The sequence below is a fragment of the Lentibacillus jeotgali genome (assembly GCF_000224785.1).
GTDB lineage: Bacteria > Bacillota > Bacilli > Bacillales > Amphibacillaceae > Lentibacillus > Lentibacillus jeotgali.
Genome location: NZ_AGAV01000008.1, coordinates 106,558 through 133,144, shown reverse-complemented (window position 1 = coordinate 133,144; position 26,587 = coordinate 106,558). Strand labels below are relative to the sequence as shown.

30 protein-coding genes are annotated in these 26,587 nt (G+C 41.3%); 4 read left to right on the top strand and 26 right to left on the bottom strand.

Features of this window, described 5'->3' with window-relative positions:
* Nucleotides 1-83: 83 nt before the first annotated feature.
* The 14 genes from ON01_RS08015 to ON01_RS07960 all read right to left on the bottom strand — a co-directional run bounded on the left by ON01_RS08015 (nucleotide 84) and on the right by ON01_RS07960 (nucleotide 8,352).
* Nucleotides 84-1,448 (bottom strand): hypothetical protein, encoded by a 1,365-nt coding sequence (locus tag ON01_RS08015; protein ID WP_010530513.1) that lies wholly within the window; start codon nucleotides 1,446-1,448, stop codon nucleotides 84-86.
* Nucleotides 1,426-1,617: a hypothetical protein gene (locus tag ON01_RS08010; protein WP_010530512.1), complete on the bottom strand. Its 192-nt coding sequence runs from the start codon at nucleotides 1,615-1,617 to the stop codon at nucleotides 1,426-1,428. The genes ON01_RS08015 and ON01_RS08010 overlap by 23 nt, the downstream gene beginning before the upstream one ends.
* A gap of 74 nt (nucleotides 1,618-1,691) precedes the next feature.
* Complete coding sequence (locus ON01_RS08005; protein WP_010530511.1) at nucleotides 1,692-2,378, bottom strand: abortive infection system antitoxin AbiGi family protein; 687 nt, start codon at nucleotides 2,376-2,378, stop codon at nucleotides 1,692-1,694.
* Between the two features lie 537 nt (nucleotides 2,379-2,915).
* A complete protein-coding gene (locus tag ON01_RS08000; RefSeq protein ID WP_010530510.1) occupies nucleotides 2,916-4,271 on the bottom strand; it encodes an IS1182 family transposase in 1,356 nt (451 codons plus the stop codon).
* A gap of 151 nt (nucleotides 4,272-4,422) precedes the next feature.
* Entirely contained in the window at nucleotides 4,423-4,905 is a 483-nt protein-coding gene (locus ON01_RS07995) for an ArpU family phage packaging/lysis transcriptional regulator (protein ID WP_010530509.1), read from the bottom strand.
* 54 nt (nucleotides 4,906-4,959) lie between these two features.
* The gene (locus ON01_RS19500; RefSeq protein WP_175284940.1) at nucleotides 4,960-5,130 is read right to left on the bottom strand and encodes a hypothetical protein; all 171 of its coding nucleotides are present in this window, start codon (nucleotides 5,128-5,130) and stop codon (nucleotides 4,960-4,962) included.
* A gap of 2 nt (nucleotides 5,131-5,132) precedes the next feature.
* Complete coding sequence (locus tag ON01_RS07990) at nucleotides 5,133-5,390, bottom strand: hypothetical protein (protein ID WP_010530508.1); 258 nt, start codon at nucleotides 5,388-5,390, stop codon at nucleotides 5,133-5,135.
* Complete coding sequence (locus ON01_RS07985) at nucleotides 5,390-5,608, bottom strand: hypothetical protein (protein ID WP_010530507.1); 219 nt, start codon at nucleotides 5,606-5,608, stop codon at nucleotides 5,390-5,392. The genes ON01_RS07990 and ON01_RS07985 overlap by 1 nt, the downstream gene beginning before the upstream one ends.
* Before the next feature lie 101 nt (nucleotides 5,609-5,709).
* Complete coding sequence (locus ON01_RS07980) at nucleotides 5,710-5,892, bottom strand: hypothetical protein (RefSeq protein ID WP_010530506.1); 183 nt, start codon at nucleotides 5,890-5,892, stop codon at nucleotides 5,710-5,712.
* Nucleotide 5,893: 1 nt separating this feature from the next.
* Nucleotides 5,894-6,673, bottom strand: coding sequence for an ATP-binding protein (locus tag ON01_RS07975; protein ID WP_010530505.1), 780 nt, complete (start codon nucleotides 6,671-6,673; stop codon nucleotides 5,894-5,896).
* Nucleotides 6,674-6,685: 12 nt separating this feature from the next.
* Complete coding sequence (locus ON01_RS19205; RefSeq protein ID WP_010530504.1) at nucleotides 6,686-7,546, bottom strand: DnaD domain-containing protein; 861 nt, start codon at nucleotides 7,544-7,546, stop codon at nucleotides 6,686-6,688.
* 61 nt (nucleotides 7,547-7,607) lie between these two features.
* Complete coding sequence (locus tag ON01_RS20055; protein ID WP_280990981.1) at nucleotides 7,608-7,742, bottom strand: hypothetical protein; 135 nt, start codon at nucleotides 7,740-7,742, stop codon at nucleotides 7,608-7,610.
* Entirely contained in the window at nucleotides 7,739-7,957 is a 219-nt protein-coding gene (locus ON01_RS07965) for a helix-turn-helix domain-containing protein (protein WP_010530503.1), read from the bottom strand. The genes ON01_RS20055 and ON01_RS07965 overlap by 4 nt, the downstream gene beginning before the upstream one ends.
* A 176-nt stretch (nucleotides 7,958-8,133) precedes the next feature.
* A complete protein-coding gene (locus ON01_RS07960) occupies nucleotides 8,134-8,352 on the bottom strand; it encodes a helix-turn-helix domain-containing protein (protein WP_010530502.1) in 219 nt (72 codons plus the stop codon).
* Nucleotides 8,353-8,534: 182 nt separating this feature from the next.
* Between ON01_RS07960 and ON01_RS07955 the strand changes: the two genes are divergently transcribed.
* From ON01_RS07955 to ON01_RS07945, 3 genes are all read left to right on the top strand, one after another.
* On the top strand, nucleotides 8,535-9,176 hold the full coding sequence (locus ON01_RS07955; RefSeq protein WP_010530501.1) for a LexA family protein: 642 nt from the start codon (nucleotides 8,535-8,537) through the stop codon (nucleotides 9,174-9,176).
* 62 nt (nucleotides 9,177-9,238) lie between these two features.
* Nucleotides 9,239-10,375, top strand: a complete 1,137-nt coding sequence (locus tag ON01_RS07950; protein WP_010530500.1) for a tyrosine-type recombinase/integrase — start codon at nucleotides 9,239-9,241, stop codon at nucleotides 10,373-10,375.
* A gap of 192 nt (nucleotides 10,376-10,567) precedes the next feature.
* Nucleotides 10,568-11,851 (top strand): NCS2 family permease, encoded by a 1,284-nt coding sequence (locus tag ON01_RS07945; RefSeq protein WP_245544990.1) that lies wholly within the window; start codon nucleotides 10,568-10,570, stop codon nucleotides 11,849-11,851.
* 569 nt (nucleotides 11,852-12,420) lie between these two features.
* Here ON01_RS07945 and ON01_RS07940 read toward each other — a convergent pair.
* Nucleotides 12,421-14,082: a DAK2 domain-containing protein gene (locus ON01_RS07940; protein ID WP_010530498.1), complete on the bottom strand. Its 1,662-nt coding sequence runs from the start codon at nucleotides 14,080-14,082 to the stop codon at nucleotides 12,421-12,423.
* Nucleotides 14,083-14,141: 59 nt separating this feature from the next.
* On the bottom strand, nucleotides 14,142-14,504 hold the full coding sequence (locus ON01_RS07935; RefSeq protein ID WP_010530497.1) for an Asp23/Gls24 family envelope stress response protein: 363 nt from the start codon (nucleotides 14,502-14,504) through the stop codon (nucleotides 14,142-14,144).
* A gap of 335 nt (nucleotides 14,505-14,839) precedes the next feature.
* Between ON01_RS07935 and rpmB the strand changes: the two genes are divergently transcribed.
* Complete coding sequence (rpmB, locus tag ON01_RS07930) at nucleotides 14,840-15,028, top strand: 50S ribosomal protein L28 (RefSeq protein ID WP_010530496.1); 189 nt, start codon at nucleotides 14,840-14,842, stop codon at nucleotides 15,026-15,028.
* Nucleotides 15,029-15,308: 280 nt separating this feature from the next.
* On the opposite strand, the gene spoVM is transcribed toward rpmB, so the two are convergent.
* The 10 genes from spoVM to coaBC are packed head-to-tail and all read right to left on the bottom strand — an operon-like array spanning nucleotide 15,309 to nucleotide 26,383.
* Entirely contained in the window at nucleotides 15,309-15,392 is an 84-nt protein-coding gene (spoVM, locus tag ON01_RS07925; RefSeq protein ID WP_010530495.1) for a stage V sporulation protein SpoVM, read from the bottom strand.
* Nucleotides 15,393-15,442: 50 nt separating this feature from the next.
* The gene (locus tag ON01_RS07920) at nucleotides 15,443-16,093 is read right to left on the bottom strand and encodes a thiamine diphosphokinase (RefSeq protein ID WP_010530494.1); all 651 of its coding nucleotides are present in this window, start codon (nucleotides 16,091-16,093) and stop codon (nucleotides 15,443-15,445) included.
* 3 nt (nucleotides 16,094-16,096) lie between these two features.
* Nucleotides 16,097-16,759, bottom strand: coding sequence for a ribulose-phosphate 3-epimerase (gene rpe / locus ON01_RS07915; protein ID WP_010530493.1), 663 nt, complete (start codon nucleotides 16,757-16,759; stop codon nucleotides 16,097-16,099).
* Between the two features lies 1 nt (nucleotide 16,760).
* Nucleotides 16,761-17,642, bottom strand: a complete 882-nt coding sequence (gene rsgA, locus ON01_RS07910) for a ribosome small subunit-dependent GTPase A (RefSeq protein ID WP_010530492.1) — start codon at nucleotides 17,640-17,642, stop codon at nucleotides 16,761-16,763.
* Nucleotides 17,643-19,652 carry a Stk1 family PASTA domain-containing Ser/Thr kinase gene (pknB, locus tag ON01_RS07905; RefSeq protein WP_010530491.1) on the bottom strand — a complete coding sequence of 670 codons (2,010 nt, stop codon included), beginning with the start codon at nucleotides 19,650-19,652 and terminating at the stop codon, nucleotides 17,643-17,645.
* On the bottom strand, nucleotides 19,652-20,407 hold the full coding sequence (locus tag ON01_RS07900) for a Stp1/IreP family PP2C-type Ser/Thr phosphatase (RefSeq protein WP_010530490.1): 756 nt from the start codon (nucleotides 20,405-20,407) through the stop codon (nucleotides 19,652-19,654). Before ON01_RS07900 ends, pknB begins: the two co-directional genes overlap by 1 nt.
* A gap of 45 nt (nucleotides 20,408-20,452) precedes the next feature.
* The gene (rsmB, locus tag ON01_RS07895; RefSeq protein ID WP_010530489.1) at nucleotides 20,453-21,799 is read right to left on the bottom strand and encodes a 16S rRNA (cytosine(967)-C(5))-methyltransferase RsmB; all 1,347 of its coding nucleotides are present in this window, start codon (nucleotides 21,797-21,799) and stop codon (nucleotides 20,453-20,455) included.
* Nucleotides 21,800-22,741: a methionyl-tRNA formyltransferase gene (gene fmt, locus ON01_RS07890; protein WP_010530488.1), complete on the bottom strand. Its 942-nt coding sequence runs from the start codon at nucleotides 22,739-22,741 to the stop codon at nucleotides 21,800-21,802.
* Between the two features lie 31 nt (nucleotides 22,742-22,772).
* Entirely contained in the window at nucleotides 22,773-25,178 is a 2,406-nt protein-coding gene (gene priA / locus ON01_RS07885) for a primosomal protein N' (RefSeq protein WP_010530487.1), read from the bottom strand.
* Nucleotides 25,175-26,383, bottom strand: coding sequence for a bifunctional phosphopantothenoylcysteine decarboxylase/phosphopantothenate--cysteine ligase CoaBC (gene coaBC, locus ON01_RS07880; protein WP_010530486.1), 1,209 nt, complete (start codon nucleotides 26,381-26,383; stop codon nucleotides 25,175-25,177). Before coaBC ends, priA begins: the two co-directional genes overlap by 4 nt.
* Nucleotides 26,384-26,587 lie beyond the last annotated feature (204 nt).

Here is a 26,587-nt window from a genome sequence, read left to right as displayed (position 1 = left end):
TTTAAATGTTTATGAATAATCTCGAAGTGATGTTTGGATGGCTGGTTTGAGTGTCTATACTAGAACGTTTTCTCCACCCATAATTACCCTTCATCGTTTACATATTTAAATGTTTTAGTTAATTGATTATTGGAGCCAGGGACAAATTTTAATTTTACAGTCTCACCATCTTCCATATCAGCATATTTTCTTTTCGCCTTTTCAGGGTCTTTTAAGCATACATTATTAAATTCTTTTCTTGATTCAATTCCTGTAATGGTTTGTCCAAATAATTCAATAACTACTGATTGTGTTATCATAAACCAAAATTTTTCTTGTTTTTCATAACGTATTAAACCATCAAGGCTTTCCCTTGAATGACATTCTAAATTTAGCTCATCAAATGTTCCTTTTAATGATCTATCTTCAATTATTGAGCACAATATTTCTACACATTCATGATCATCAGCTTCTATTTTTTCAGATATAGAGAAATTAACATTAAAGTACTTTTCAATTTTAATTAACTTTTTTAAAAAGACTAATTCCTCTTCTAACTTTGAAATGGAAGCCTCCTTATTAATATTATAATTTTTTAATACAACAAAAGCTTCCCCAGTCTCTAAGTTTACAAGTCTAAAATTTTGACTCCTTAAAGTATTCAAAACAAATATATCTAGTTTATAGATTGCATTTACATTACCCTGATGTTCTTCCTTAATTGAAATATTGACCTTTGAATCAGCTTCCATAAGTTTGCCTTTGGTTTTTTGTTTATCAAAAGAACCTTTGTTTATTGTTACTGTTACAAGGTGAGGAGATGAGGCTTGCTTAGAGTTATCAAAAACTATCACATTACTTTCATTATCAATATCACTTAAAGAAAGTTCAATATAATCAATGATTGTAATATCATCAACATCATCTTCTTTTACAATCTTAATTTTCATTGGAGGGGGCAATTCTTGAGGCATAATTTTCCACTTCGCACTTTTTACAGCCTCCCTCATCAATGTACCTTCATCATCAATTTTCATGTCCCCAATCCAAGTTTCTATATCCTTCATATTTATTTCAATTTCATCTTGATTAATAGTGGCTTTCTCTAATATTTCATCAAATGTTTTTGTTTCCCCTGAATACTTTTGATCAACTATTGTAAAGTTGGCTTTGTATTTTAAAGGGTAATCTTTTGAGACTTGTTCATTTACAGGAACATGATCAAAAACAGTCTTCTTTCCAATAGAAACAGGTTTAAAAATATAGTGTGGGTTGACTGGATGTGCACTTTCAGATAGCCTATGAATCCTGCCCAAAAATTGAGCAGCTTCTTCAAGATTTCCAGAATGAAGTAGGTCCTCAAGATAATCAATAGGACTGTTAATTATTTTAACCTGAGCATTATCAGAATCCTGTATGGCAACTTGTACATCTGCATCTTTTTGACTAATTTTCTTTTTTGTACTCATCTTTTTCACCCACATTCACTTCATTATTATCAGAATCCTGTATAGCAATTTGGTTCTCACCATTTTTTTGAGTGATTTTTCTTTTGTTAAAATACCACTTGCCACCTGCAAAGATACCTATGATAGCTACTACTATAGCCACCACACCTTTAATAATTTGTTCTTCCATGAAATGCCCCCTTTTTCAGTCTTTATACATCTAGTACAACTACCATGAGGTATTTGCAGGATAATCGCAAGGTTTCACAATTTGTATATTAATTCCCATGATAAAATTGTAACCCAATTCAGATTCAGTCCATTTTCAGCTAAAAAGTTTTCTAAATCACTTTTAAACCTGTCTGGTAAAATAATGACTTCTACATCATCTTCTTTAAAATGAAAGTCACCTAAACAGCGCCATTCCCTTTCCCCATAAAATGATTCCTCATCACTTTCGCTAAATTTGGTATTCTTTATAAAACTAGATAAGGAGCCAAGACTCTCTTTATCCAATCCTAAAATATAATCTAAGAATTCCCCAGCTGGTGAATTTTCATTAAATGTTTTATCAGGGTCTATTTTTCGATCACTGAAGATTAAAGGAGCATTTTCTATATCTATATACAGAACAGGATTGAATTTTGGGTGTATGGATTTCGCCCTAAATCCTATGGCAACATCCCCATAATACCTTTTGTGGTTGTCTAAATACTTCAATGGAATATCACAAACACAACAAAATTTTTCCGTTGACTCGGTTGAAGAGACCTTTTCGGTGCTATTTCCAATTAATTTTTTTGATGATAAAATTGATGTTAAAATATTAAAGGATTCCTGTGAACTTTTAGTCGGTTGATTCCAGAGATCCTTTGGGGAACTAACGAACTCCCAATCCACCTTAGGTCCACCCGTAAAATGCCAATATATATTTGAATAATAATCTCTCATAAACATCATCCTTATTAAATAAATTATTATTTTTGTGTTCAGTCATTTATCCCCCCAGATGTTAATAAAATTATTCAACAATATGGCCCGTTAATGGAATAGTCCATCAGAGTTTTTTCCATAGAAAAACCCCTTAAGATAATCATATCTCAAAGGGGAAAATCTTCGCAACTTCATTTTAAATTTATTTCTAAAATTGAATTATCATGGATCAAATCAAATTTGTTAATCAGTTGGTTCATGTTAAATCCTTGTGCAAAAAATAAGAAAGAGAATGACGAATGGAATTCCTAGCACCCACATCCAAAATTCAGGTGAGTTGACCATGTTTAAATAAAAGTCAGTGTGCATAAACCACTGAAAGAGAGACAAAAACACAATACCACAGAAAACTGAAAAAGCAATAAACAAAAATATAAGCAGCATAGCGAATAACGTTTTCTTAACTGAATCAATTTCATAATAGCTCTTTTTAAAAACACAAAGACCTGCAGAATTTTTAAAATGGATTTTTTAAAAATTCCTTTAAACAGCTTGCTAGGCAGCCTGTTGTTGGTTTAGCTTCGCATTAATACGATCTGCAGCTAGTTTTGAAGCATTATACATCAAGGTAACGATATCAAAATGAACTTTGGCGCGTTTTCCTGTACGATGACGAACATTGTTGAGTTGAAAAAATTCCTTTAAATACGCATTAACACGCTCAACTGCCGAACGACGTTTGTAGATGTCATCCCAAGCTTTGGAACCCCGGGCTGGCGCTGTGTATCGTCTGAGATCTTTGGTGATTTTCATCTTGAACACTTTTTGGCATAGGCCTTCATTGGCTAAAGGGCAGTCTTTGCATTCCTTCGGGCTCGTGTACTTTAGGGTTTCATATTTGGCATCGTAACTATCATAGCGGTATGAATGTTCACGGAAACACGTTGGGGCAAAATGCTTATCAAATCCAATCGGTTCCGATTCATTTCGTTTGTTATAGGCAATAATGGATTGCTGCCCCATTTGGTAGACTTGCTCATAAATCGGTTCAAAGTCATAGCCGGCATCCATCGTCTGATAACGCAGATCTGAAAGAGGCAAGCTTTCATCCATCCCTTTCAGTAAAGGAATCGCAGCTTTTCCGTCGTTCAGATTTGCGGATGAAAAAAGGGATTGTAAAATATATTGACTCGATGCACCGACCGCCAGATGGCCTTTATAGCCAAACCAGGATTCATTTTTGCCTTTACTGTTTTTCTTGACGCCCCATTGGGGATCCCGGGGAACTTCATCACGCAGTTCGGTTAAGGAAACGCCCAATTGGGCTTCAATTCGCTTGTCATAAAGTGCCATGTTAGCTTCTTTTTCAGCTTGTTTCTTCAGCCACTGATCACGCTCTTCCTTGGATTTGCGGCCGTGCTTTTTTGGTTCCGGCTTTGACTTTTCTTGTTTAGGCGGTGCCTGATCCCGTGCTTCAAAGTGGGTTGCATCGATGGCGACTGTATCATCAACGATAAACCCTTCCGCAATGGCTTGAAGGACAACGTTTTCCTGTGCTTTTTCCAAAGCATTTGATTCGCTCAGCTTCGCTAAAAGCCGGGAATAGGAAGCTTCAGAAGGAATACTGTCAGAAACCAGGAATCCGCAATTCAATTTGAAGGCAATGTCGTCATTTAGGCGCTTTATCGAGTCTTTCATGGTTGGGATACGTTCAACATAACGAATGAAAATGGAAATAACCATCGCTGCATAATTTAGCTCTTCAGGCGCACCAAGTCGCGATTTTTTAGTGATTTCGTGATAAATGGCATCCAAATCAATTGCGGAAATGATGGCCTCATATTTTTGGGTAGGTTCCATTTCATATAATTCTTGGATGCCAAATAAGCTCGTTTGTCGTATAATGGTCATAGGGAGTACTCCTCCAATCTTTATGGATGTTTTAGTCAACTACCATTATACAAGACTTGGGGAGGTACTTCCTTTTTTATGTTTTTGAGCCCTTGCGACAGAAGGGTTAAGAATTATGAAATTCACTCAACTGTATGAACAAAAGTAATCATTAAGAATATCCTCTTTCAGAAAAAGCCCCATACAGTTTGCGCCCCAATATATCTAATGCTTCTCTTTTCATTTTGTAGTATTTCTTTCTTCCAATGTATAGTTGGGGATAAATAATTTCATCACTATACCTTGATCCATCATTTCGTTTTCGCAAATACTTTAATTCAACCAACTCTTGTTCAATTGAACTTAAAGATTGAATGGCTGAATGTAGCGTCTCCAACCATTCTGATGCTTGTATTGCCTTTATGGCATACATTTCCGTCTTGCTCTTTTTGAAATTGCTGGACCCATGAGGCATATCCGATATGGAAGAAACAATGCTCGGTACTTGCGTTTCGTTTGCCATTGCTTTAACTTTAAAATACCGGTTTAGCCAGTTTTTTTCCGCATGTTCAATATAGAAATTTTGTTCATCCTTTAAAATGTCTTCAATTTCGGCTTGCGTGAATATGTTCTCAACATCCGAGCTGAATTGCATGAAGCGATTCACCCTTTCTGACATCTTAGATATTGATTTCAACCCTGATTTTCGTCAATTGGCATGATGATGCTTAGCCAATGAATGCATTACCCATGCTATCCTTTGAAAATATATTGAGGCATGATCCAAATCATTTTGTTCGGTAGCTTCCAAAGCTTTAGCCAGGTTCACATCATAATAATCCCATTCTTGATTCATGTATGCTTGAACAATTTGAGACACGATTACTTCCCCCTTAGTAAGCTATAACTTAAAATCTTATTGACACAATCATATAAATCTTCTTTATTTGAATAGCATTCATGGTTAGATTCTGATGCCATTTCGTATAGGCCATGCTGATTTTTTGTGAGCGTCACTTTAATTTCTGGAATATGCTTTGAAGAACCTTGTTGAATATGGCAAATGGCATGAAATAAAGGATCATACGCTTTTCCCAAGTATTCATAAACGCTTAATTGCCGGATTATTTGTTCACTCATCATGACCTTCCTTCCATTTCATGGCACGTTCCGTTTACCGTTGGATTCATAATTGTATGCCTTAACGCCCCTACCAGCATTTCTTCTTCGCTGTTCCTACCATGTAACGTTTCCAGCCATAAACGATACATGGTTAATGCCTCAGAAATAAGATGGGCTTCAGAATATCCAGCTTCAATCAGGATCTTTCCTTCATCACGTTTATTAATGGCTTGCACCTTAGCCCTCCTCGATTAAGATTATCTATTTGACGATTTCACATATCAGCTAAGCATGGTATAATTGAAGCTACCTCCTTGGACATCAGAAAGTTTGATATTTAGGCGTGTCGTTGCTTTCTGTTTTCCAATTTATTAAGATATTTTCTTGTTTCAGCTGCCGTTGGTACATATTTGTCACCAACGGCGCTTTTATGTTGCATCCATTCCCGCCATTTCCTGTCGGTCTCCACTTGGCTATCCTTCGGGTCAAACACCATCACGCTTTTCATGCCTTGCCACATCTTAAAAACTCCTCCTTCTGTAATCTGAGCCATTCATGACGATAACGTTTGTATTGTCCATCATTCTTGAGAAATTCCGTTCACTCACCCGTTCTTTGAGTTCATCACTACTTAAATTGGTCGTATAAACGGTTGCTTTACCCGAGCGATCATCCAGTATTTCGAAAAGTTTAGACGTCGACCATTCTGTTTTTTGTTCCGCCCCAATATCATCCAGCACTAATAAGTCCACACGCTGAATAACGTTTAGCAGCTCATCTTCTGTGACACCTTTTGTATTATAGGTTCGCTTGATCTTCGTTAGCAGTTTTGGAAGTGAGAGAAACAAGCATTCATAGTCTCTTTTCATCAACGCTTTCGTTATCGAAACCGAAAGATGACTTTTTCCGGTTCCATAATCGCCTGTCAATAAGAGATTCTGTTTTCGATCAAACGAATGGGTGTACGCCAATGCCTTTTCTTTAGCCCGCTTTAAGTTGCTGTCAGGTGCATCAAAATCATCGAATGTTGCTTCTTTCAGCGAGTCATTTATCAACGAATAATAATTAAATCTGTCCATCAGATTACGATGCTTGAGCTGGTTGTATTTTTGTTCGGCTTCCTTTGCCAACTTGATATCTTCACATCTGCATCCGTAATTGGCTATGACTCGCCCCCCTTCGCGTGGTCCAGAAGGGATAATCAATTCTGTTTGTGATATGTGCTGATGGCAACCATCACACACAAACGTTTGAAGTCGTTTTTGTTCTGGAGTTGATATATGCTGTTTAATACTTTCCATCAGGAAGTCCTCCTAAAATCCATAATTATAACCATCATTCGTAGCAGCTTGTTTCTTATGTTCTTTTTTGCTGTACTCGATTTCTTCCAGTGTCAATAACGATTGGTTTTCCCAGTTTCGGAGAATCCCCTCAATGTAATTCAACTGTCTTTTATTGTTGGCACATGCTATCTCCATAGCCTTGCGTATAACTTTTTCAGGTTGCTTAAATGATGAATCGTCCAACCACGACAACAGCTGGTTTTTTCCCTGAATATTATTTAACCCGAATCCGTTACCATCCCAAAATTGAATGATTGCTGACGTCTGTTGTTGTTGTTCTTTTTCTATTTCTCCTTCTCTTTCTATTTCTTCTTCTCTTTCTTCCACCAAGTCTATTGATAGACTATCCATAGGGTATTCATACGGTATCAAACCCGCGTCATTATGGGTTTTTTCGTTTTTTTCATCCATACCGTTTTTATATGTTATGGATAGGGTATCTATACGATGTCCATACTCTTTGCATTTTTGCAGGAAAATCCTTATGAACTCATGATTTTTAACATCATTCAGTTCCTTATTAATTAAAGAAAGAACTTTTTTTGAGTTGATCCAGTTGTATTTAATCCAATTCACTAACATAATTTCCCTGGTCGACTCGTTATAAAGAATTTTTCCATACTCTTTGAACCGGTCGAGAAGCTTGTCGACGGTTTCGCGGTTATACCCCGTTTCAGTTTCGATAATCCGCTTTGGCAGTTCGTAAATGCCACATTGCGTTGTTTTGCTGTTGGTCATTAAATACAAGTAGAAATACTTTTCTTCTGGTGTTAGGTCCAAAACGAAGCCATCCTGCCAAAAATCAATGTGAACTTGCCGGTATTTAGCCAATCGCCGCACCCCCTATCTATGTATCTCACAAACCGCAAACCAACCTTTTACCTTTTTCACTTCATTTCCCGGATAACGTTGCATATACTGTAGCACAAGCTGTTTTTCTTGATTTTTGGTAGTCGCCTTCCATAAACAATCCTAATGATTGTGTGAGCCTGTACATATAGCAGCCTTTTTCTTGTTTTTCGTTCATTTAGCTTCCTCCTTTTCCAAGTCCTTAACATTCGACAAATCCGAAAAGTCCTTGCCAGCATTGCGCTTCATAAAATCGTCCAATTCAAACGTTGATACTTTCATGCTGCCCAATTTCAATCCTTGTAGGTGTCCGTATCGGATTAAGGCATATACGGCATTGCGATTTACGCCCAAAATCTTGCTTGCTTCGGTTACGGTGTGTAGTTGATTCATTAAATACCTCCTTTAGTCCTCCCTTTCTGTTAGAATGAAACATCCCGCAACTGCTCTCCAGATACACTATGGTTCTTCATCATCGGGAATTGTTTGTTCTGATTTCGTTTTCTTCAAAGTTAAAAATCTGTAATTGTTTCGTTGAATTCCCTTCTAATCGATGCAATATTTCGCATTTAATGCGATTTTAATATTAAAAAAATAGAGATTGCCTCCTCATTCGTCAAATTCAATAATTTGCAAATCTGCTGAACTTCTTTGATTGTAAATGTGTCGCCGTTATCGTTCATTCTACGGTAAAATGTCGCTCTATCAATTTTCATTTGTTTGGCAAGGTCGCCGACATTCATTCCGTTTTCGACAATTTTCCCTTTGAGTTTCATGATGTTTACCATTTTTCATCCCCCTTTCCGCCAATTTAATTTGCATATAATGCGATTATTTAAATGATAAGTCATTTTTTGACGAAGTGCAAGGCGTTTTCGCAAATCATTTTAAAAAATACTGTCCAATCTATTTTATTTGTTGCAAATATGCGATTATACATATATAATTGATTTAAAGGAGGTGATAAAAAATGAGCGTAGGAAATAGAATTAAAGACCGAAGAAAGCAATTGAAGTTAAGTGTGGATAATGTCGCTGAAAAGTTGGGTAAAAATAGAGCTACTATATACAGATATGAAAGTAGCGAAATAGAGAATATGCCATTAGATATACTAGAACCTTTAGCGAAGGTGTTGAGGGTAACACCTGCATATTTAATGGGCTGGGAAACTGAAAAAAACTTGCCCACACTATCAAACAACTACCCATTCGTACCTGCCAACGTCGCCGCTGGCCTACCGGAAGCCATATTGGCAATTACAAACAGTGACATGGATTATATCAGCATCCCCGATTCAATAATGGGTAAATGGGCAGGACAAGATGACATATTCCTCATGCGGATAAACGGTCAGTCTATGAATCGTGTTATACCACATCAGTCACTAATAGCTGTCAAACCTACTAAACTAGCAAACCTAAACAACGGCGACATTGTGGTATTTAGTGATGAACACGAATATTCGGTTAAACGGTTTTATCAACATGACGACAAACTGATTTTTAAACCGGATTCCAACGACACTAGATTTACTGACTATATCATGAATGCTACTAACTCTGATTTAAAAATCCACGGAAAAGTCGTCATCTATATTGTGGAACAAGATTAATTTCTAACGTTAGGTATTAATCAGGGCGGGTAGCTCCCGCCCATTTTTATAGGAGGGATAACGTGCAAGGCGGTGTAAGAAAACGAAATGGAACCTGGTATTATTACTTTGACTTGGGAATCGTCGATGGTAAACGAAAGAAAATTGAACGCAAAACAAATGCTGAAACAAAAGCTGATGCCGAAAAAGTGCTGCGGCAGAAAATGAGCGAGTACGAAAATACAGGCATCGTCTTTGAACCCTCGCAAACGTCCGTCCATGACTTCTTTCAATTTTGGTTGAAAGAATACGTCGAAATGAATTTAAAACATAATACAGCTGTGGCTTATCGTGGGATTATCAAAAATCACATTGACCCGTCATTAGGAAACATGAAACTAAAATCACTCACACCAGAAAGGCTGCAAACGTTTTTGAATAATAGACAGCGCGCAGGATACAAACACCGGACATTATCATTAATACGCGCTGTAATGCAACGATCATTAAAGCAAGCTGTATTTCCGTACCAGTTATTGAGGGATAATCCGATGCAATATGTCGAACTCCCCAGACAGGAACGGAGAAAGCCCACACGGGATGATTTGAAGATACTGGACATGCAATCCATTAAACAGATTATAAGCTATTTAAATGAGGAAAACACGCTTTATTTGCCTTTTCACATCGGATTGAATACCGGCGCAAGGCTCGGGGAAGTCTGTGCTTTAAAGTGGCGCTGTGTAGATTTAGAGGAAGGTACTATTACAATTGACAGTACGATGATAGACCATAATGGCCGATGGGATATTGGAACGCCTAAAACAGCGTTGTCGTATCGCGATATTAAAATAGGGGATACACTCATTAGTATACTAAAACGCCATAAGACATGGCAGAAACAAAACAAGCTAAAATACGGTGAGTTTTATTTTGACAGTGATTTCCTCTGCACAAAAGAAAACGGGCATTTTGTCAGCCCAACACATGTTAAATATTATTTAAATAAAATGAATAAGCAACTTGGTACGGATTTACACTTTCATGGGTTGCGGCACACCCATGCTACTTTGTTATTAGAGCAGGGTGCGCCCATTAAAGATATACAGAAACGGTTAGGGCATAAGAAAACCAGTCTTACATTAGATACTTATTCGCATCTAACCGAAAAAATGAGTGATAAAACCGTAGATATTTTTGAAAACCTCATGAACAATTAGCCGTGCCACCGAAAAAAATAATTACGGTGGCAGGACGGTGGCAAACGGCTAATTTTCAACTTCTAAAGCTCTCATAAACACTGATATGATTGACTTCTTAATATAATACCTCTATAATAATCACTTGTGGGTTGTACGTTGAAATAATGTATGATCGGGCGGGAGAGGGGCAGTAAAATAGCGGTGTATCATATGTCCTATCAAGACAACATGAGATCACAACCTGCAAGGGGAACATGGCCTACAGACTTGACGGCCGGATTAATCGGCTACTTGACGACTGTCTATATAGTGGTGGTCAACGGATCAATACTGAATGAAGCGGGTGTTTCGCTTGAAACCGGTATGGCCGCCACCATTCTAGCCAGTTTTGCCGGAACCATCCTTATGGGGCTGTACGCTAAGCTCCCTCTCATCCTTATTCCCGGAATGGGGATAAACGCTTTGTTTGCCTACTCCATTGTCGGAAGCACTGGTCTTTCGTTTCAGGAAGGTTTGGCGGTTGTCCTCGTTGCCTCCATTCTGTTTGTTGTAACAGCCTTCTCAAAACTGGGAAGTGTACTGAAAGAGGCAATTCCCGAATCATTAAAACATGCGATTACAGCCGGACTCGGCTTTTTCCTTATTTTAATCGGGCTTGAAAAAAGCGGTCTTGTTGTAAGCGGAGAACAAACGATTGTTGCCATCGGTGATTTTACATCACCTGCATTTATCGTCAGTCTGCTGACATTGTTTATTGCGATATTTTTATTTATGAAAAATATCAAGGCGAACTTCCTTGTTACGATGGTTGTCGGAACCGTCCTTGCATACGGGTTTGGAGTGCTTGAGCCAACAAAACAGTCAATTCAAATCAGTACGAACGATGTGCTGTTCATACCATCATTTTCAGCAATTGGTGAGCTGGAATTTTGGCTGGCTGTTTTCCCGCTGACCATTATTCTTATTTTCGAAAATATGGGACTGCTGCACGGACAGCTTCATATGCTGAAACGGCATAACACCTATAATAAGGCTTACAGGTCGACAGCATTTTCGTCATTGATGAGTGCGTTTTTTGGAACATCGCCAACGGTATCAGCTGCAGAAAATCCTGCTGTCATCACCTCTGGCGGAAAAACGGGAAAAGCTGCTGTAACGGCGGGGTTGCTGTTTTTAGCAACGCTGTTCGTCATACCCTGGATCTCCATGATTCCGAATGCGGCCTTCAGTCCAATATTAATTATTGTAGGGGTGCTGATGGCACAAAATCTCCGAAACATACCGCTGGATGACCTGTCAGAAGCATTGCCTGCTTTCCTGATTGTAGCGATGATTCCATTCACCTATAGTATTGCCGATGGGATGGCATTTGGATTTATTGCTTACCCGATCGTGAAAGTAGCTATGTCCAAACACAAGGATTTTTCGGCAATACTGCTGATTATTTCCAGCTTGTTCTTGTTTTATTTTATCATGCAAATGATCGGAGTATAAAAATGGCCTCCCTTTACAGTCAGGGAGGCTTTTTTCAGATTTAACGCCTATCTTGAAATGATGTTTTGGAATAAAATCCATAAACTGCGACGTAAAGTCTTATTAGAGCATTTAGGTAAGCTTTCTGGAGACGCAGCTGGAATATACTCGCTTTCCGTGGGCTCACCACGAGCCTCCTCGCTCGCAAAGAACGCTCGCTGTGGGGTCTCTTAGGCTCGCTGTCCCACAGGCGTCTCGCATATTCCAGCTGCTGGTTTAAATCGTTACTAACGTTTCTTTTTTCGCCATATCGAATAAAACTACAGTGAGCAATTCTCAGCGGAGGCAATATACGAAGACTCCTATGGGAAAAGCACGTGTCCGAAGACCCCGCAGAAAAGCGATCTTTGCTTTTCGGGGAGGCTGAGGCCGTGCCCATGGAAAGCGAAGTATATTGCCGGAGCGTCTCAAAGCACTTATCGATAATCAGAATGATAGGACCATTCCTTATTGAAATTTTCACTATGTCGCAGTTTATATCAACTGTTAGGTTAAAGATCAACGATAGTTGCGAAAAGAGCCTTAGATTTTTATTCTACGGAAAGAATAAACGCATAAATCGGCTGGTGGCCTTTATGAACTTCTATTTCAATGTCTTCAAATGTTTCTTCAACATACCGCTGAATGATTGTTACATCCTCATCACTGGCATCCTCACCTTGAAGTATGGTCAGAATTTCATCATCGTCCGTAATCATTTCAGCAAGCAATGACTTAACGGTTTCGATTTTATCCTGATTGGAAGCTTTAATCGATCCATCTGCCAACCCCATAAAATGACCTTTTTCAATTGTCATGCCATCAATTTTCGTATCTCTGATTGCGTATGTAACCTGTCCGGTTTTAACTTCGTTGCCGGCAGCTTCCATTGATTGCTGATTCGCATCAACGGCTGCTTCCGGATGGAAAGCCAGCAGTGCACTTATACCCTGTGGTATTGTCTTGGTTGATACAACTGCGACGTTGACTTCGGCCATTTCCGCAGCCTGTTCAGCTGCCATTACAATGTTTTTATTGTTCGGCAAAATGAGGACATTATTTGCATTCGCATTTTCAATTGCACTTGCGATATCCTGAGTGCTCGGGTTCATTGTTTGTCCGCCTTCGATGACAACTGCTGCCCCAAGACTTTCAAACAGTTCTTTTATTCCGGAGCCCATTGCCACGGTCACAATCGCATATTCAGTTTTTTCCTGTTGTCCCGCGTTTTTATTTTCACCGACAATGGCTATATGTTGATCACGCATATTTTCAATTTTCATATTTGTCAAAGAACCAAAACGCTGTCCAAGTGTCAGCACGTCACCCGGATATTCCGCGTGGACATGAACTTTGACAAGCTCGTCATCCGAGACAACCAAAAGTGAATCGCCATATTCACTCAGTTCATTGCGGAATGTTTCTTCATCAAACGGATGTTTTTTCAGCTTGTCCGCTTCAAATCTGACCATAAATTCCGTGCAGTAACCATACTCTATATCTGAAGTATCCATAAAATCCTGAGCGATTTTATGATGCTCAGCATTGACCATTTCATCCATTTCAATGTCATCTGCATCTGAATCGGGGACATCTTCACCTTTCAGTGCTGCCAGAAACCCTTCATAAATCGTGACAAGTCCCTGGCCGCCAGAATCCACCACACCCACTTCTTTCAATACAGGCAAAAGATCAGGGGTGCGTTTCAGTGATGCCTTGGCTTCGGTTACGACCGCCTCCATTAAAGCGGTTACATCCTTTTCTGTTCCCGCTTCATCGGCTGCTGTTTTTGCTGCGTCCCTGGCTACGGTCAAAATGGTGCCTTCAACGGGTTTCATAACCGCTTTATACGCTGTGTTGACCCCACTGTCAAAAGCATCGGCCAGATCTTCTGCTGAGAGCGACCGTTTCTGATTCATCCCTTTTGCAAACCCGCGGAAAAGCTGAGACAAAATAACACCGGAGTTTCCGCGTGCTCCCATCAGCAGCCCTTTTGAAAAAGCGTTGGCTACCTCTGAAATATTTTCGCTATTTAACTTTTTCACTTCTTCCACACCGGAAGTGATTGATAAATTCATATTCGTACCGGTATCACCATCCGGAACAGGAAAAACATTTAACGTATCTATTTTCTCGGCATTATTTTTCAAATGGTGCGCACCTGAAAGTACCATCTGCGTAAACATCGCACCGTTTAGCGTTTCTGATGTCACAATACTTTCCTCCCTCATAACAACAATAAAACAAAAGCGGGCAATCCGCGGTGTCACGCTTAATCGTTCGCCACACGGACACCCTGAATATAAATATTCACCGAGTCAATTTCAAGACCCAAAGATTTGCTCAGTGTATATTTCACCTGTGATTGAACATTATGCGCAACTTCTGAAATTTTCGTTCCGTAACTAACAATTATATACATATCAATATGGAGGCGAGTATCCTCTTGTCTGACAATGACACCTTTTGAAAAGTTTTCTTTCCTAAGAATCTCGGCAATACCGTCCCTTATTTGACTTTTCGATGCCATGCCGACAATACCATAGCATTCAACGGCTGCACCGCCTGCAATTGTAGATATCACATCATTCGTAATGGTTACCTGACCATCATTTGTATTGAGTTCTATGGACATCATAATCCTCCTTTGACACCGTGCTCATAATGTTCCTTTGTCCTCTTTTTTTGAACACGCATTATACGGTTATTTTACTATAAGCCTGCATTTATTAAAAGCGTTTGATGAATTTGCCTCTTATAACAATGGATGATTACCTCTGTTCTGTCAAGCAATTTTTCTTTATCATGCATGACACGCAGCCCCAGTCCCTAGCCGACAGCCGGATCGCAAAAAGCCTCGCTGAATGCAATGTCAACTTACTGTTCTCCGCAGGTAATTGCATTACAGCAACAACTATGATAAATTGGATAAGTAATTGTAGGAAACAGTTTTTAACAGGAGGGATTACAATGGCTAGAAAATGTACCGTGACCGGACGTCAAACCCGCAGCGGAAATAATCGTTCCCACGCTATGAATGCAAATAAACGCAATTGGAAAGCGAATGTTCAAAAAGTACGTATTATGGTGGACGGCAAGCCAAAACGTGTTTATGTATCTGCCCGCGCCTTGAAATCAGGCAAAGTACAACGCGTTTAAGAATACAAATGAATGCATCATCAAAAAGCATCCCTAAGTTAGGATGCTTTTTTTATCCCGCTTTTATCCAGCATGCAACAGGCAGCCAGTCCCCACTGATTGAAATTTCACATTACTTAGCCTTTTTGCAATCAATCTTATTCGATAGCATATAATTAGATAACTTGGCATATGGCCAGGCTCTAATGCTAAAATCTTTCATAATAACTCTTTTCCTCCACCCCAAACTCCAAAAAAATAAGCTTCTGCCACTAACATGACAAAAGCCGATTAAACATCATTACTTATCTTTTTTGAAAACACCGGCGATTACCCTTACAAATCCACCGATAAACCTTGGGAGCTTAATAGTATAAAATTTCATGAGTTCTCCGCCTCCTCTGTTTACAAACAAAGCTTTCAATGAAATCGCATTTACTGGACATCACGACTCTTTATTACTAATAGTATGCCTTCGTTGTACGAAAAAGTACCAAAATCTGAAATAAGCTTGTTTGAAATGCAGAGTGTCGATCCCCAGGACACCGTCTCATCGGTCAGTGGATAATAAAAACCTTCCAGTGTTAGCCCATTCACAAAAAGGGTGTATGGAACAAAAGAAATGTTGGGATAGTTCTTGTCATAACTGATTCTATGTGTGCCGGGTTCCGTTAATTCGAGCTGATTTTGACTATCCGTAATCATCCCTTGAATGTTCCGGTCCATTATGGAATAAAGCAGCTGAATATTGATCAATTCGTGATCAAGGCGTCCGCCTGTAACTCCGAATAAATATATTTTTTCCGGATTTAACGCATAAGCCTGCTCCAGCGCAATTTCAAGGTCAGTCTGATCCTTTTCAGAGGGATATTGTTCAAACACTTTTGACTGATTTAGAACCATGTCTTTATCCGGATCACTCATGGAATCGAAATCACCGACAGCGTAATCCGGTGTTATATTATTCTCAATTAATGTCAGTGAACCTCTGTCAGCGCCGATCCAAGCATCAATAAAAGGTTCGTATCGGGATAGGTCCGGTATCAATTGCTGCGGCCCATTTCCCATAATAGCAATGTGTGACACAGATTATTCCGCCTTTTCCGCAGCCTGGCGAATTTCACTGATTGCCTGTTTGCGGTCAGATTGCTTAAATACGGCACTTCCCGCCACCAGCACATCAGCACCGGCATCCGTGCATAATTGTGCCGTATCATGGTTGACACCGCCGTCAACTTCAATTTCAAACAATAATTGGTATTGTTCTCGCCAGGCTGCAACCTGTTCTATTTTTTTCACAACACGGTGGATAAATGATTGACCGCCAAAACCCGGGTTAACGGTCATAAGTAACACCAGGTCAACATCATGAATAATGTCCCGAATCATCTCAACAGGCGTCGCCGGATTAATGACGACTCCTGCTTTTACTCCCTGATCCTTGATCAATTGAATCGTGCGGTGCAAATGCAGACAAGCTTCCTGGTGAACCGTGATGATTGATGCGCCCGCCTTTGCAAAAGCAGGAATATACTGATCCGGGTTTTCTATCATCAGATGCACATCCAATGGCAATTCCGTGTGCGGCTTAATAGCATCCGTGATAAGTGGCCCAATCGTGATATTGGGAACAAAATGGCCATCCATCACATCAACGTGAATATAGTCTGCGCCGCTTTGTTCAACTTCTTGAATTTCTTTACCAAGCTGGGAGAAATCAGCTGATAATATAGAAGGTGCTATTTTCGTCATACTAATACCTCGGCTTTCGTGAGTTAATTTCGTCTAAAAAACGAAGATAATGATTATAGCGGCCTGAAGCAATTTGTCCGTCCGTTACGGCCTGTTTCACTGCACACCCAGGCTCTTTATTATGAAGGCAGCCGCGAAACTTGCAATCTGCTTTCAGTTCAACCATTTCCGGAAAGCAATCACCTAATTTACCAGCTGTGATTTCATTGAAGTCTAGCGAGCTAAAACCTGGTGTGTCAGCTACAAGACCATCACCCGCCTCGACCAGCTCGACATGTCTTGTCGTATGTTTTCCTCTCCCCAGACTTTCAGATATATCGTCCGTTTTTAACTCAAGGGAAGGATTGAGAGCATTCAGCAATGATGATTTACCGACACCTGATTGCCCGGCTATGACAGAGACCTGATCAGAAAAATAGCTTTTTAAACGATCAGGGTCCTCAAGTTCCTTGGAAGAAACCAGTTCGATTGGATAACCAATCTCCCTATATAGCCTTTCATAGGTCATGATCGATTCCATTTCTTTGTCAGACAGGAGGTCCTTCTTCGTAATAAAGATAACCGGACTGATTTCCTTTGATTCAATCAGCACAAGGAAACGATCCATTAGGAGCGGATTGAAATCAGGCATAATAGCTGAGCTGACAATGATTGCCTGATCTACATTCGCCACCGGAGGCCGGATCAGCATATTACGTCTCGATTTGATGGAAAGAATATATCCCTCTTCCGGATTATCACTATCGAATTCCACAAAATCACCGACAAGCGGTGTAACCTTTTGTTTGCGGAATATACCCCTCCCCCTGCATTGAAATATGCTATTACCGCTCTTAACGTAATAAAATCCGCTTATTGCTTTCATAATTCTGCCTTCAGCCATTTATTCACCTTCCACTTCTTCATATGGAATCGACTTGTCGATTACCACTTCATCATCGCGTAGAACCCGATAATTTGCCACACTGTCGGGTGCTATTGTCAGCGAGATTGTAAATTCTCTGTCCTCGGTTATCTTGGATTCTTCGTACACCTCTGAAATCGACCGATTATTATCACCAATATAAATTTTGACCGTTTGTTCTACCGGTTCATCACTGTTTTCATCTTCCTGTTGCGGGTTGTAGGTTACCGTAAATGTTTCCTCGTGATTGACCGGCGGCTTTTCCTCGGGACCTGTCGAAATATAAACATTAACGGTATCACCCGCAGACAGTTCGGTTCCTGCTTCGGGTTCCTGGCGGATAACCTCGCCTTCCGGTGTGCTGCCGGAGTTTTCCTGCTTAATTGAAGCGTTCAAGCCCTGCCCCTCCACGGCATTAATCGCTTCCCGCTCGGTCATTCCTTTCAGGTTATTCAAGCTGATTGGCTCAGGCCCCCTGCTGACTTCAAACACAACTTCTGCTTCACCCGGAATAACTTCCGTCCCCGCAGAAGGGGAAACATGACTAATAATTTCACCTGTGTTATAATCACTTGAATACGTTTCGTTCGCTGAAATATCTGTAAATCCTTGATTTTCCAGTATACGCTTGACCTGATCAAAGTTCTGGCCGACATAATCTTCAAATGCTACTGTTTCCTTTCCCTGGCTGACAACAAGCGTCACGTTATCTCCTTCTTTTACGGTCTCCCCGGCTTCCGGTTCTGTCCGTATAACAGCATCCTCATTAACCTCATCCGAATACATTTGCTCACGCTCGGTATTCAGATTCATGTCACGTAAATCGGATAATGCTTCTTCATATTGCATATCGCTCACATCAGGTATCTCAACGTCTTCAGGCTGAAACACGCCGGGAATAAAGAACAGTGTCGCTAATCCTCCCGCCAGCAACAAAAAGATGATCCCAAGGATAATCGGCCACTTTTTTCGTCGCCGTTTTTTTCCGGGTTTCTCATCCTTATCACTATTATTTTCGGCCGTATATGACTTCGTGGTATCATTTGGCGGACCAGCAATCGTATCACCACTTGGATCTTCTTCTATTTGATTATCGGTTATAATTGGAATAGCCTTTGTTTCCTCCCCCTCTTCTTCGGGGGGAACAAATTTTTCTTCACTGAGCCTTTCCGGGTCCAGTGCCGTTTCCAGATCATCTTCCATATCATATACTGAATCATAACGATGAAAAGGGTCTTTGGCTGTCGCCTTTAACACAATGTTTTCCACGGATTGCGGAATGTCCGGATTATACCGTTTTACTGACGGTGTATCATTTTGCAAATGCATCAGGGCAATTGAAACAGGTGATTGGCCTGAAAAGGGCAGTCTCCCCGTTAACAGTTCAAATAGGACAATCCCAAGCGAATAGATATCGGATTTCTTGGTTGCTGTCCCTCCGCGGGCTTGCTCGGGCGATAAGTAATGAACAGAACCCAGAATTGAATTCGTTTGGGTTAATGCCGTTGAACTTAGAGCCATCGCAATTCCAAAATCTGTTACTTTCACCTGACCATATGTATCAATTAAAATATTCTGCGGTTTAATATCCCGGTGTATGATGTCGTTGTCATGGGCCTGGGCAATGGCTGATGTAATCTGCGTCATAATATCCAACGCGTCTTCCACACCAATCGGTGCATAACGTTGTATGTATTCCTTAAGTGTTAATCCATCCACATACTCCATAGCCATGAATAATAGCCGATCTTCTTCTCCAACATCATAAACGCTTACAATATTCGGGTGGGACAAACTTGCTGCTGATTGCGCTTCACGGTCAAATCGGGCAATGAACTCTTCGTCATCGGCATAATCAAGGCGTAATACTTTAATTGCCACGTTACGATCCAGAATCGTATCTTTTGCAAGATAAACGTCGGCCATACCGCCGCCGCCAATGGATCCTTTTATCCTGTAACGTTCATTCAGCAGATGACCGTCCAGCATTAGGTCTCACCCTCTTCCACGGTTGTATCATGATGCACAATAACAAGAGATATGTTGTCCTCTCCACCCCGATTGTTAGCAAGTTCGACCATGTCATTACTGACTGCCCCAAGATCTGGATCTTTCTTAATAAAAGATGAAAGCTCTTCATCCGTTACCTTGTTGGTCAGACCATCAGAACACAGCAAGAGTTTATTTTCCCGCTCCCATTTCATTGATTGGGTATCAGCGGCTATGTCTGTTTCTGTCCCAAGTGCTTTCAACAAAACGTTTTTACGCGGGTGGTGTTCAGCATCCTCCTCACTGATCTGACCAGACCTAACGAGTTCATTTACCAATGAATGATCTTCCGTTATTTGCACGAACCCCTCGCCACTCAACTTATAGCACCGGCTGTCACCGACGTGGGCAACAGCGATAAATTCATCTGTACAAATTACGCCGACTACTGTCGTTCCCATACCGGCACATGCTTCATTATTTTGAGCATGTTCCAGAAGGGCAAGATTCGCTTCCTCAAGGGTTTCCTTCAACCATGTCTCAGATGCTTCAGATGAATTAAAGTCATCGGTCTGCTGCCATTTATCCCGGACAAAGGATGTAGCCATTTTACTTGCGACATCTCCCGCCTGATGACCACCCATCCCATCAGCAATAATTGCAAGCATCTGGCCTGTCCGGTTATAAAATACGCCGCCATCATCTTCATTATGGGGTCTGACGCGTCCTTGATCTGTCTGAAAATATGCTTTCACCTTTTTCACCTCTCAACAGCACTCATTTTATAGCCTGCACGTTGGTTATACTCGCTTGATCCTTGTCAGAAAAAACCCGTCAGTTGAAAATGTTTGCGGAAATAATTGCAGACCAATTTCAGAATGCCCTGGTGAATGCTGAATCATGGATGGTAATTGTTCAAAAAAGGCTCTGTCTAACATAAATTCTGGATTTTGGGTCAGAAAGTTTGCTGCAACTTCGTCATTCTCCGTTTTATCAACCGTACAGGTGCTATATATCAAAAGCCCACCTCTTTTTAATAATGGGGCCACATTCTCCAGTATATCTGTCTGAATCTGTGCTAAACGATAAATATCGTTTTCCGTTTTATTATATTTGATGTCCGGCTTACCGCGGATCACACCAAGGCCCGAACACGGCGCATCAATTAAAATACGGTCAAAACTTCCCTTTTCGTGTTTTTCCAATAATTTACGGGCGTCCCCGGCATTGGCGTCAATGATCGTTAAATCAAGTTCAGCTGCTTTATGGTTTATTTGTTCTGCTTTCTTGGCATGAAGGTCATATGCACAGATTGACCCCTTGTTTTGCATTTTTTCGGCGGTATGTGTCACTTTGCCGCCTGGTGCACTGCAAGCATCCAAAACAGACATCCCGGGCTCGGCATTAAGCATCTCCGTTACGAGCATTGAGCTTTGATCCTGAATCGTGACATAACCCTCTTCAAAAAGTCTTGTCCGCAAAATATTTCCCTGATCAACAATAATGCCCTGACCGGAGAAATCGGAGGGTCTTGTTTCAAACCCGAGTTCATGCAGCTCATCCATCGCTTGCCGGCGACTGATTTTTAATGGCTGTACACGGACTGACAAGGGTTTTCTCGCCAGATTGGCGTCACACATGTCTCGTGTCATGTCATAACCATACATGTCAATCCATCGTTTAACAAGCCATTCAGGATGACTTGTTTCAATGGCAAGCTGTTTTGCTTTACTTTCAATTGCGTCTGTATCCGGAGCACCTTTGCGCTGCATGCTTCTCAGCACACCGTTAACAAATGAAGCAATCCCCTTATGTCCCCTATGCTTGGCAATTTCAACTGCTTCATGGATGATGGCATGATCCGGGACCCTATCAAGAAAATGCATCTGATAAACAGACATGCGCAAGAGCATGCGCACCCATGGTTTTATTTTTTTCTTTGTATCGACAAAAGCATCCAAATAGTAATCCAGGGTTAGCTTTCGCTGAATGGTGCCGTAAACAATTTCTGTCATCAGAGCTTCGTCTTTTGAGGGAATGCTGCGGGATTTGATTTCATGATCAATCAATAAATGACTGAAGCCGCTGTCCCGCTCGATACGCACGAGCAGTTCAACAATTGCTTCTCTTACCTGAAAGCTTTTCATCTAATCACCCATAACAATGCCTTTTTTCATCCGGTCAGGTGCTCCCTGCAAATATTGGCTAACCGTCATCCTTTTTTTTCCGGCAGGCTGTATTTCCGTTACCCGGATGCCTTTCTTGTTGCCGCATACGACGACAAAGGCTTCATTGTCTATGATGTCAACAACTTCTCCGGGCTTGCCTTTATAAATTTGATCATCCATTTCACCCCACCATATCTTCATCAGGTCTCCATCATACTGTGTAAATGAAACCGGCCACGGATGTAATCCTCTAATATGATTATAAATAACGTTATGCGGGTTTTGCCAATCGATTCTTTCCTGATCGCGTTTAATATTAAATGCAAATGTGGCCTTACTTTCATCCTGACTCTCGGGAGTAATCTTTCGGGCGAATATTTCCGGTAATGTATCAGCCAGAAGATCAGCACCTATTTGAGACAGTTTGTCATGAAGCGTTCCGACATGATCAGTGTCAGCGATCTTTACAGGTTGCTGTGCGATTATGTCACCAGCATCCAATTTTTCTGCCATATACATAAGGGTGATGCCCGTTTCTTCTTTCCCCTCTAAAATAGCATAATGAATTGGAGCGCCGCCCCGGAGTTCAGGCAGTAATGATGCATGGACATTAATACAGCCGAATTCAGGGATGTCAAGCAGTTCTTTTGGCAATATTTGTCCATAGGCTGCTGTAATAATGATGTCGGGCTCATATGCGAGTATTTTTTTATATTCATCTCTCAGTTTTTCCGGCTGCAGCACCGGAATATTATATTTTTCTGCTGTTTTTTTAACGGGGGGCGGTGTAACGGTTTTTTTTCTGCCTTTAGGACGATCAGGTTGAGTCACAACCAGAACAAGTTCATATTCGGTATGCACAAGTGTCTCCAGGATTGGCACCGAAAATTCCGGTGTCCCCATAAAAACAAGTCTTTTCATTAGGCGGTACTCCTTTCTTGTACAGCGTTTATCACATTAGCTGGTACGGCTGCATATCCACGACAATCTGCAAATCGTCTTTGCGCATCTCCTCGTCAAATTGCCGGATAATTTTATTGATTAGTGTCCGCAGTTCGGGTTCCTGTTTGTATTTTACCATGCATTGGTAGCGATATCTATCCTTCATCCGTGATATTGGTGATGGTGTTGGCCCTAAGATGACTGTACCTTGCCCGACATACTCCCATAAACGTTTTACAATTTTTTGGGTGGTTTGAACCGCTGTCACATGATTCTGATGTGATACCGTGATTAATGCCAGGAAAACGTATGGCGGATATTGAAATTTTTTGCGGACTTGCATTTCCCGCTGATAAAACTGGATAAAATTATAATGGCTGGCCAGTTCAATACTGTAATGTTCCGGTGTGTATGTCTGGACAATCACTTCACCTGGCAGTTCGTGTCTTCCTGCCCGGCCGCTCACCTGTGTCAGAAGTTGAAACGTTTTTTCGGAGGAGCGGAAATCCGGCAGGTTCAGCATCGAGTCAGCAGTCAGAACACCGACTAGCGTGACATTTTCAAAATCAAGCCCTTTTGCAATCATTTGCGTTCCCAGAAGTATATCTGCTTCTTTATTGGCAAACTGATTCAGCAATTTTTCATGTGCCCCTTTTCTTCTTGTCGTATCCACATCCATCCGCAGCACCCTTGCTTCCGGAATCAACTGGGTCAGCGATTCTTCTATGCGCTGTGTTCCCGTGCCGAAAAAACGGATTAAGTGACTGCTGCATGAGGGACAATACATTGGCATCGGTTCTTCATAAGAACAATAGTGGCACTTTAGCCGGTTGTTGTGTTTATGGAAAGTCAGAGCGATGTCACAATGCGGGCATTCTTTGACATGACCGCATTCCCTGCACATAACAAACGTTGAGTAGCCGCGGCGGTTTAATAACAGGACAATTTGTTCACCTCGACTGATACACGCTTGTATATTTTCTTTCAGGCTGCGTGAAAACATTGACCGATTACCGGCATGCAGTTCATCACGCATATCCACAATATTGACCTCAGGCATCGCCTTTTCATTGGTTCGTTTACTCAGGGTTGCCAGCTGATAAACCCCTTTTTGTGCCCTCGCATATGATTCCAATGTCGGCGTCGCACTGCCAAGTATGACCGGGCAATAATGGTCCTTTCCGCGATGAATAGCCACATCACGTGCATGATAGCGCGGCTGATCTTCTTGTTTATAGCTGTTCTCATGCTCCTCATCGATAATAATGATACCGAGATTTTCAAACGGGGCAAATACAGCTGATCTGGCACCGACCACTACTTGGACCTCTTTACGGTGGACGCGCCGCCATTCGTCGTATTTTTCACCATGGGATAGAGCGCTATGCAATACAGCAACATTCGAACCGAACCGCCCCTTGAACCGTTTGACCATTTGCGGTGTCAGGGAAATTTCAGGGACAAGGACAATCGCCTCCTCCCCTTTATCAATTACATCTTGAATAGCTTGCAGGTAGATTTCTGTTTTCCCGCTGCCCGTTACACCATGCAGCAGAAATACATCATGCCGGTCTTCTTTAATATGTTGTTTCACTGGCTTAATGGCCGCCTGCTGCTGTTCCGTCAGTTCTAAAGCCGATGTCTTCTCGAATGCATGGTCTTCATACGGGTTTCTGAATACTTCTTTCTTAAACGCATTCAGCAAATTTTTATTAAGTAATGCATTTATGACAGATCGGGTTGTCCCAAATTTTTTCAGTACTCGGTTTAATTCGATTTCTTCCGGTCTATTAATAAAAAAGGCAAGTATTTCCTTCTGTTTTTTGGCTTTGTTCGACATATCCTGCAGCGCTTCCTCCAGCAGATGAATGTCACGTGACGGTTTGAGGTAAGTTATATGCTTTTTTGTAACCCTTGATTTAACCGAGTAATGAACAGTAATATCACCAGCTTGTATCGCTTTCTGCACCTGGTAAAAACTGACTCCGGCATTATCTAACTCTTCATACGAAACAAAATCCCGTCCAGCAAAAAACGCTTCAAGCTGCTCAGGAAGCGGTTCACTCGTCAATCGTTCCAGTTCTTTTTTATAGTTTGCTTTCAACACTTGAGGCAGCATCGCCTGAAAAGCCGTGATGTATAAACTTAAAGTCTCTTCCGCCAGCCATTTGCCCAAATCCAGCAATTCAGATGTCAGAATCGGGGTCAAATCAAGTATGTCGATTAATTCCTTTAATTTATCAAAGGAAGATTCACTTGCTCTTGCAACGACATATCCCATTACTTTTCTTGGGCCAAATGGAACGATGACCCGCATCCCCGGCTGCAGAATCTCCTGAAACCGTCCAGGTATCCGGTAATCGAATGTCTGGTTAATCGAACTGGCAGGAACATCCACAATTACTTTAGCAATCACTTTGGTTCATCCTTCATATCACGGGCTATGAGTTTCAGTATTTCCTTAGCAATCTCCTGTTTGGATCTTAACGCAATGTCTTCTTTTTCCTCTGTTTTGTTGACATATGTGACCACATTTGTATCTCCGCCAAACCCAGCGCCTTCAGCAGCTACGTTGTTAACGATAATGGCATCAAGATTCTTTTTCTGCAGTTTGGTGATGCCATATTCCACAGGGTTGGTTGTTTCAGCAGCAAATCCGGCTAAAAATTGGTGTTTTTTCGCTTCACCAAGTGACTGCAAAATATCTTGTGTCCGCTCCATTTCTACGCGCCAGTCATCAGGTTGTTTTTTCATCTTCTCACCATAAATCTGCTTTGGACGGTAATCGGCAACAGCGGCAGCTTTAATAACGATATCACTGGTGTGGAAGTGATCGTGCATGGCTTGATACATTTCTTCAGCGGTCACAACATCAATCCGGTTGATGCGTTTATTTCCCGTTTCCAGACTGACAGGCCCGGCAACAAGTGTCACGTCGGCACCAGCACTCGCTGCTGCTTCAGCCAGCGCAAAGCCCATTTTTCCGGAGGACCGGTTTGTAAAAAAACGCACCGGATCCACCTTTTCCTGAGTAGGCCCCGCAGAAATCAGCACTTTTTTCCCTGAAAACAAATCGCCCCTCCCCTGATGCTCCGCAACCGCAGCAATAATGCTCTCAGGCTCTTCCAGTCGTCCCTTGCCGACATACCCGCAGGCTAGGTACCCTGCGCCTGGTTCAATAAAATGATAGCCCCATGAATCAAGCTGTTTCATGTTTGCGATAACCGCTGGGTGAGCATACATATGTACGTTCATCGCCGGGGCAACATAGACACTGGACTGAGTGGCAAGCAGAACAGTTGATAGCATATCATCGGCAATCCCATTTGCCAATTTGCCGATGATATTCGCTGTCGCCGGAGCAAGCAAGGTGATGTCAGCCCAGTCAGCCAGATCAATATGGGCAATTTTTGCAGGATCCTTTTCATCAAATGTATCAATGTGGACAGGGTTTCTGGACAATGCCTGAAATGTTAAAGGTGATACAAATTTTGCGGCATTATCCGTCATAATCACTTTTACAGCCGCCCCCTGTTGGGTCAACTTGCTTGTCAGAGCACACGCTTTATAGGCAGCTATACCACCCGAAACTCCCAACAGTATATTTTTATTCTGGATCATCGTACATCCCCTCGTTCCCTAAAATATGGTTGACGGTCGAAGTTCACCTTACAGAGCGTGTTCAAAAAGGAGGATAAAGAGGCCGAGAAGTTCGAGGCGGCGCAGTTTCAAGCAGCGGAATGTATGCAATGAGATACATGAGCAGCGAAGAAACAAACCAACGACGAAATTCGATAAGTCATTTTTACCAAACTCTTTGAACAA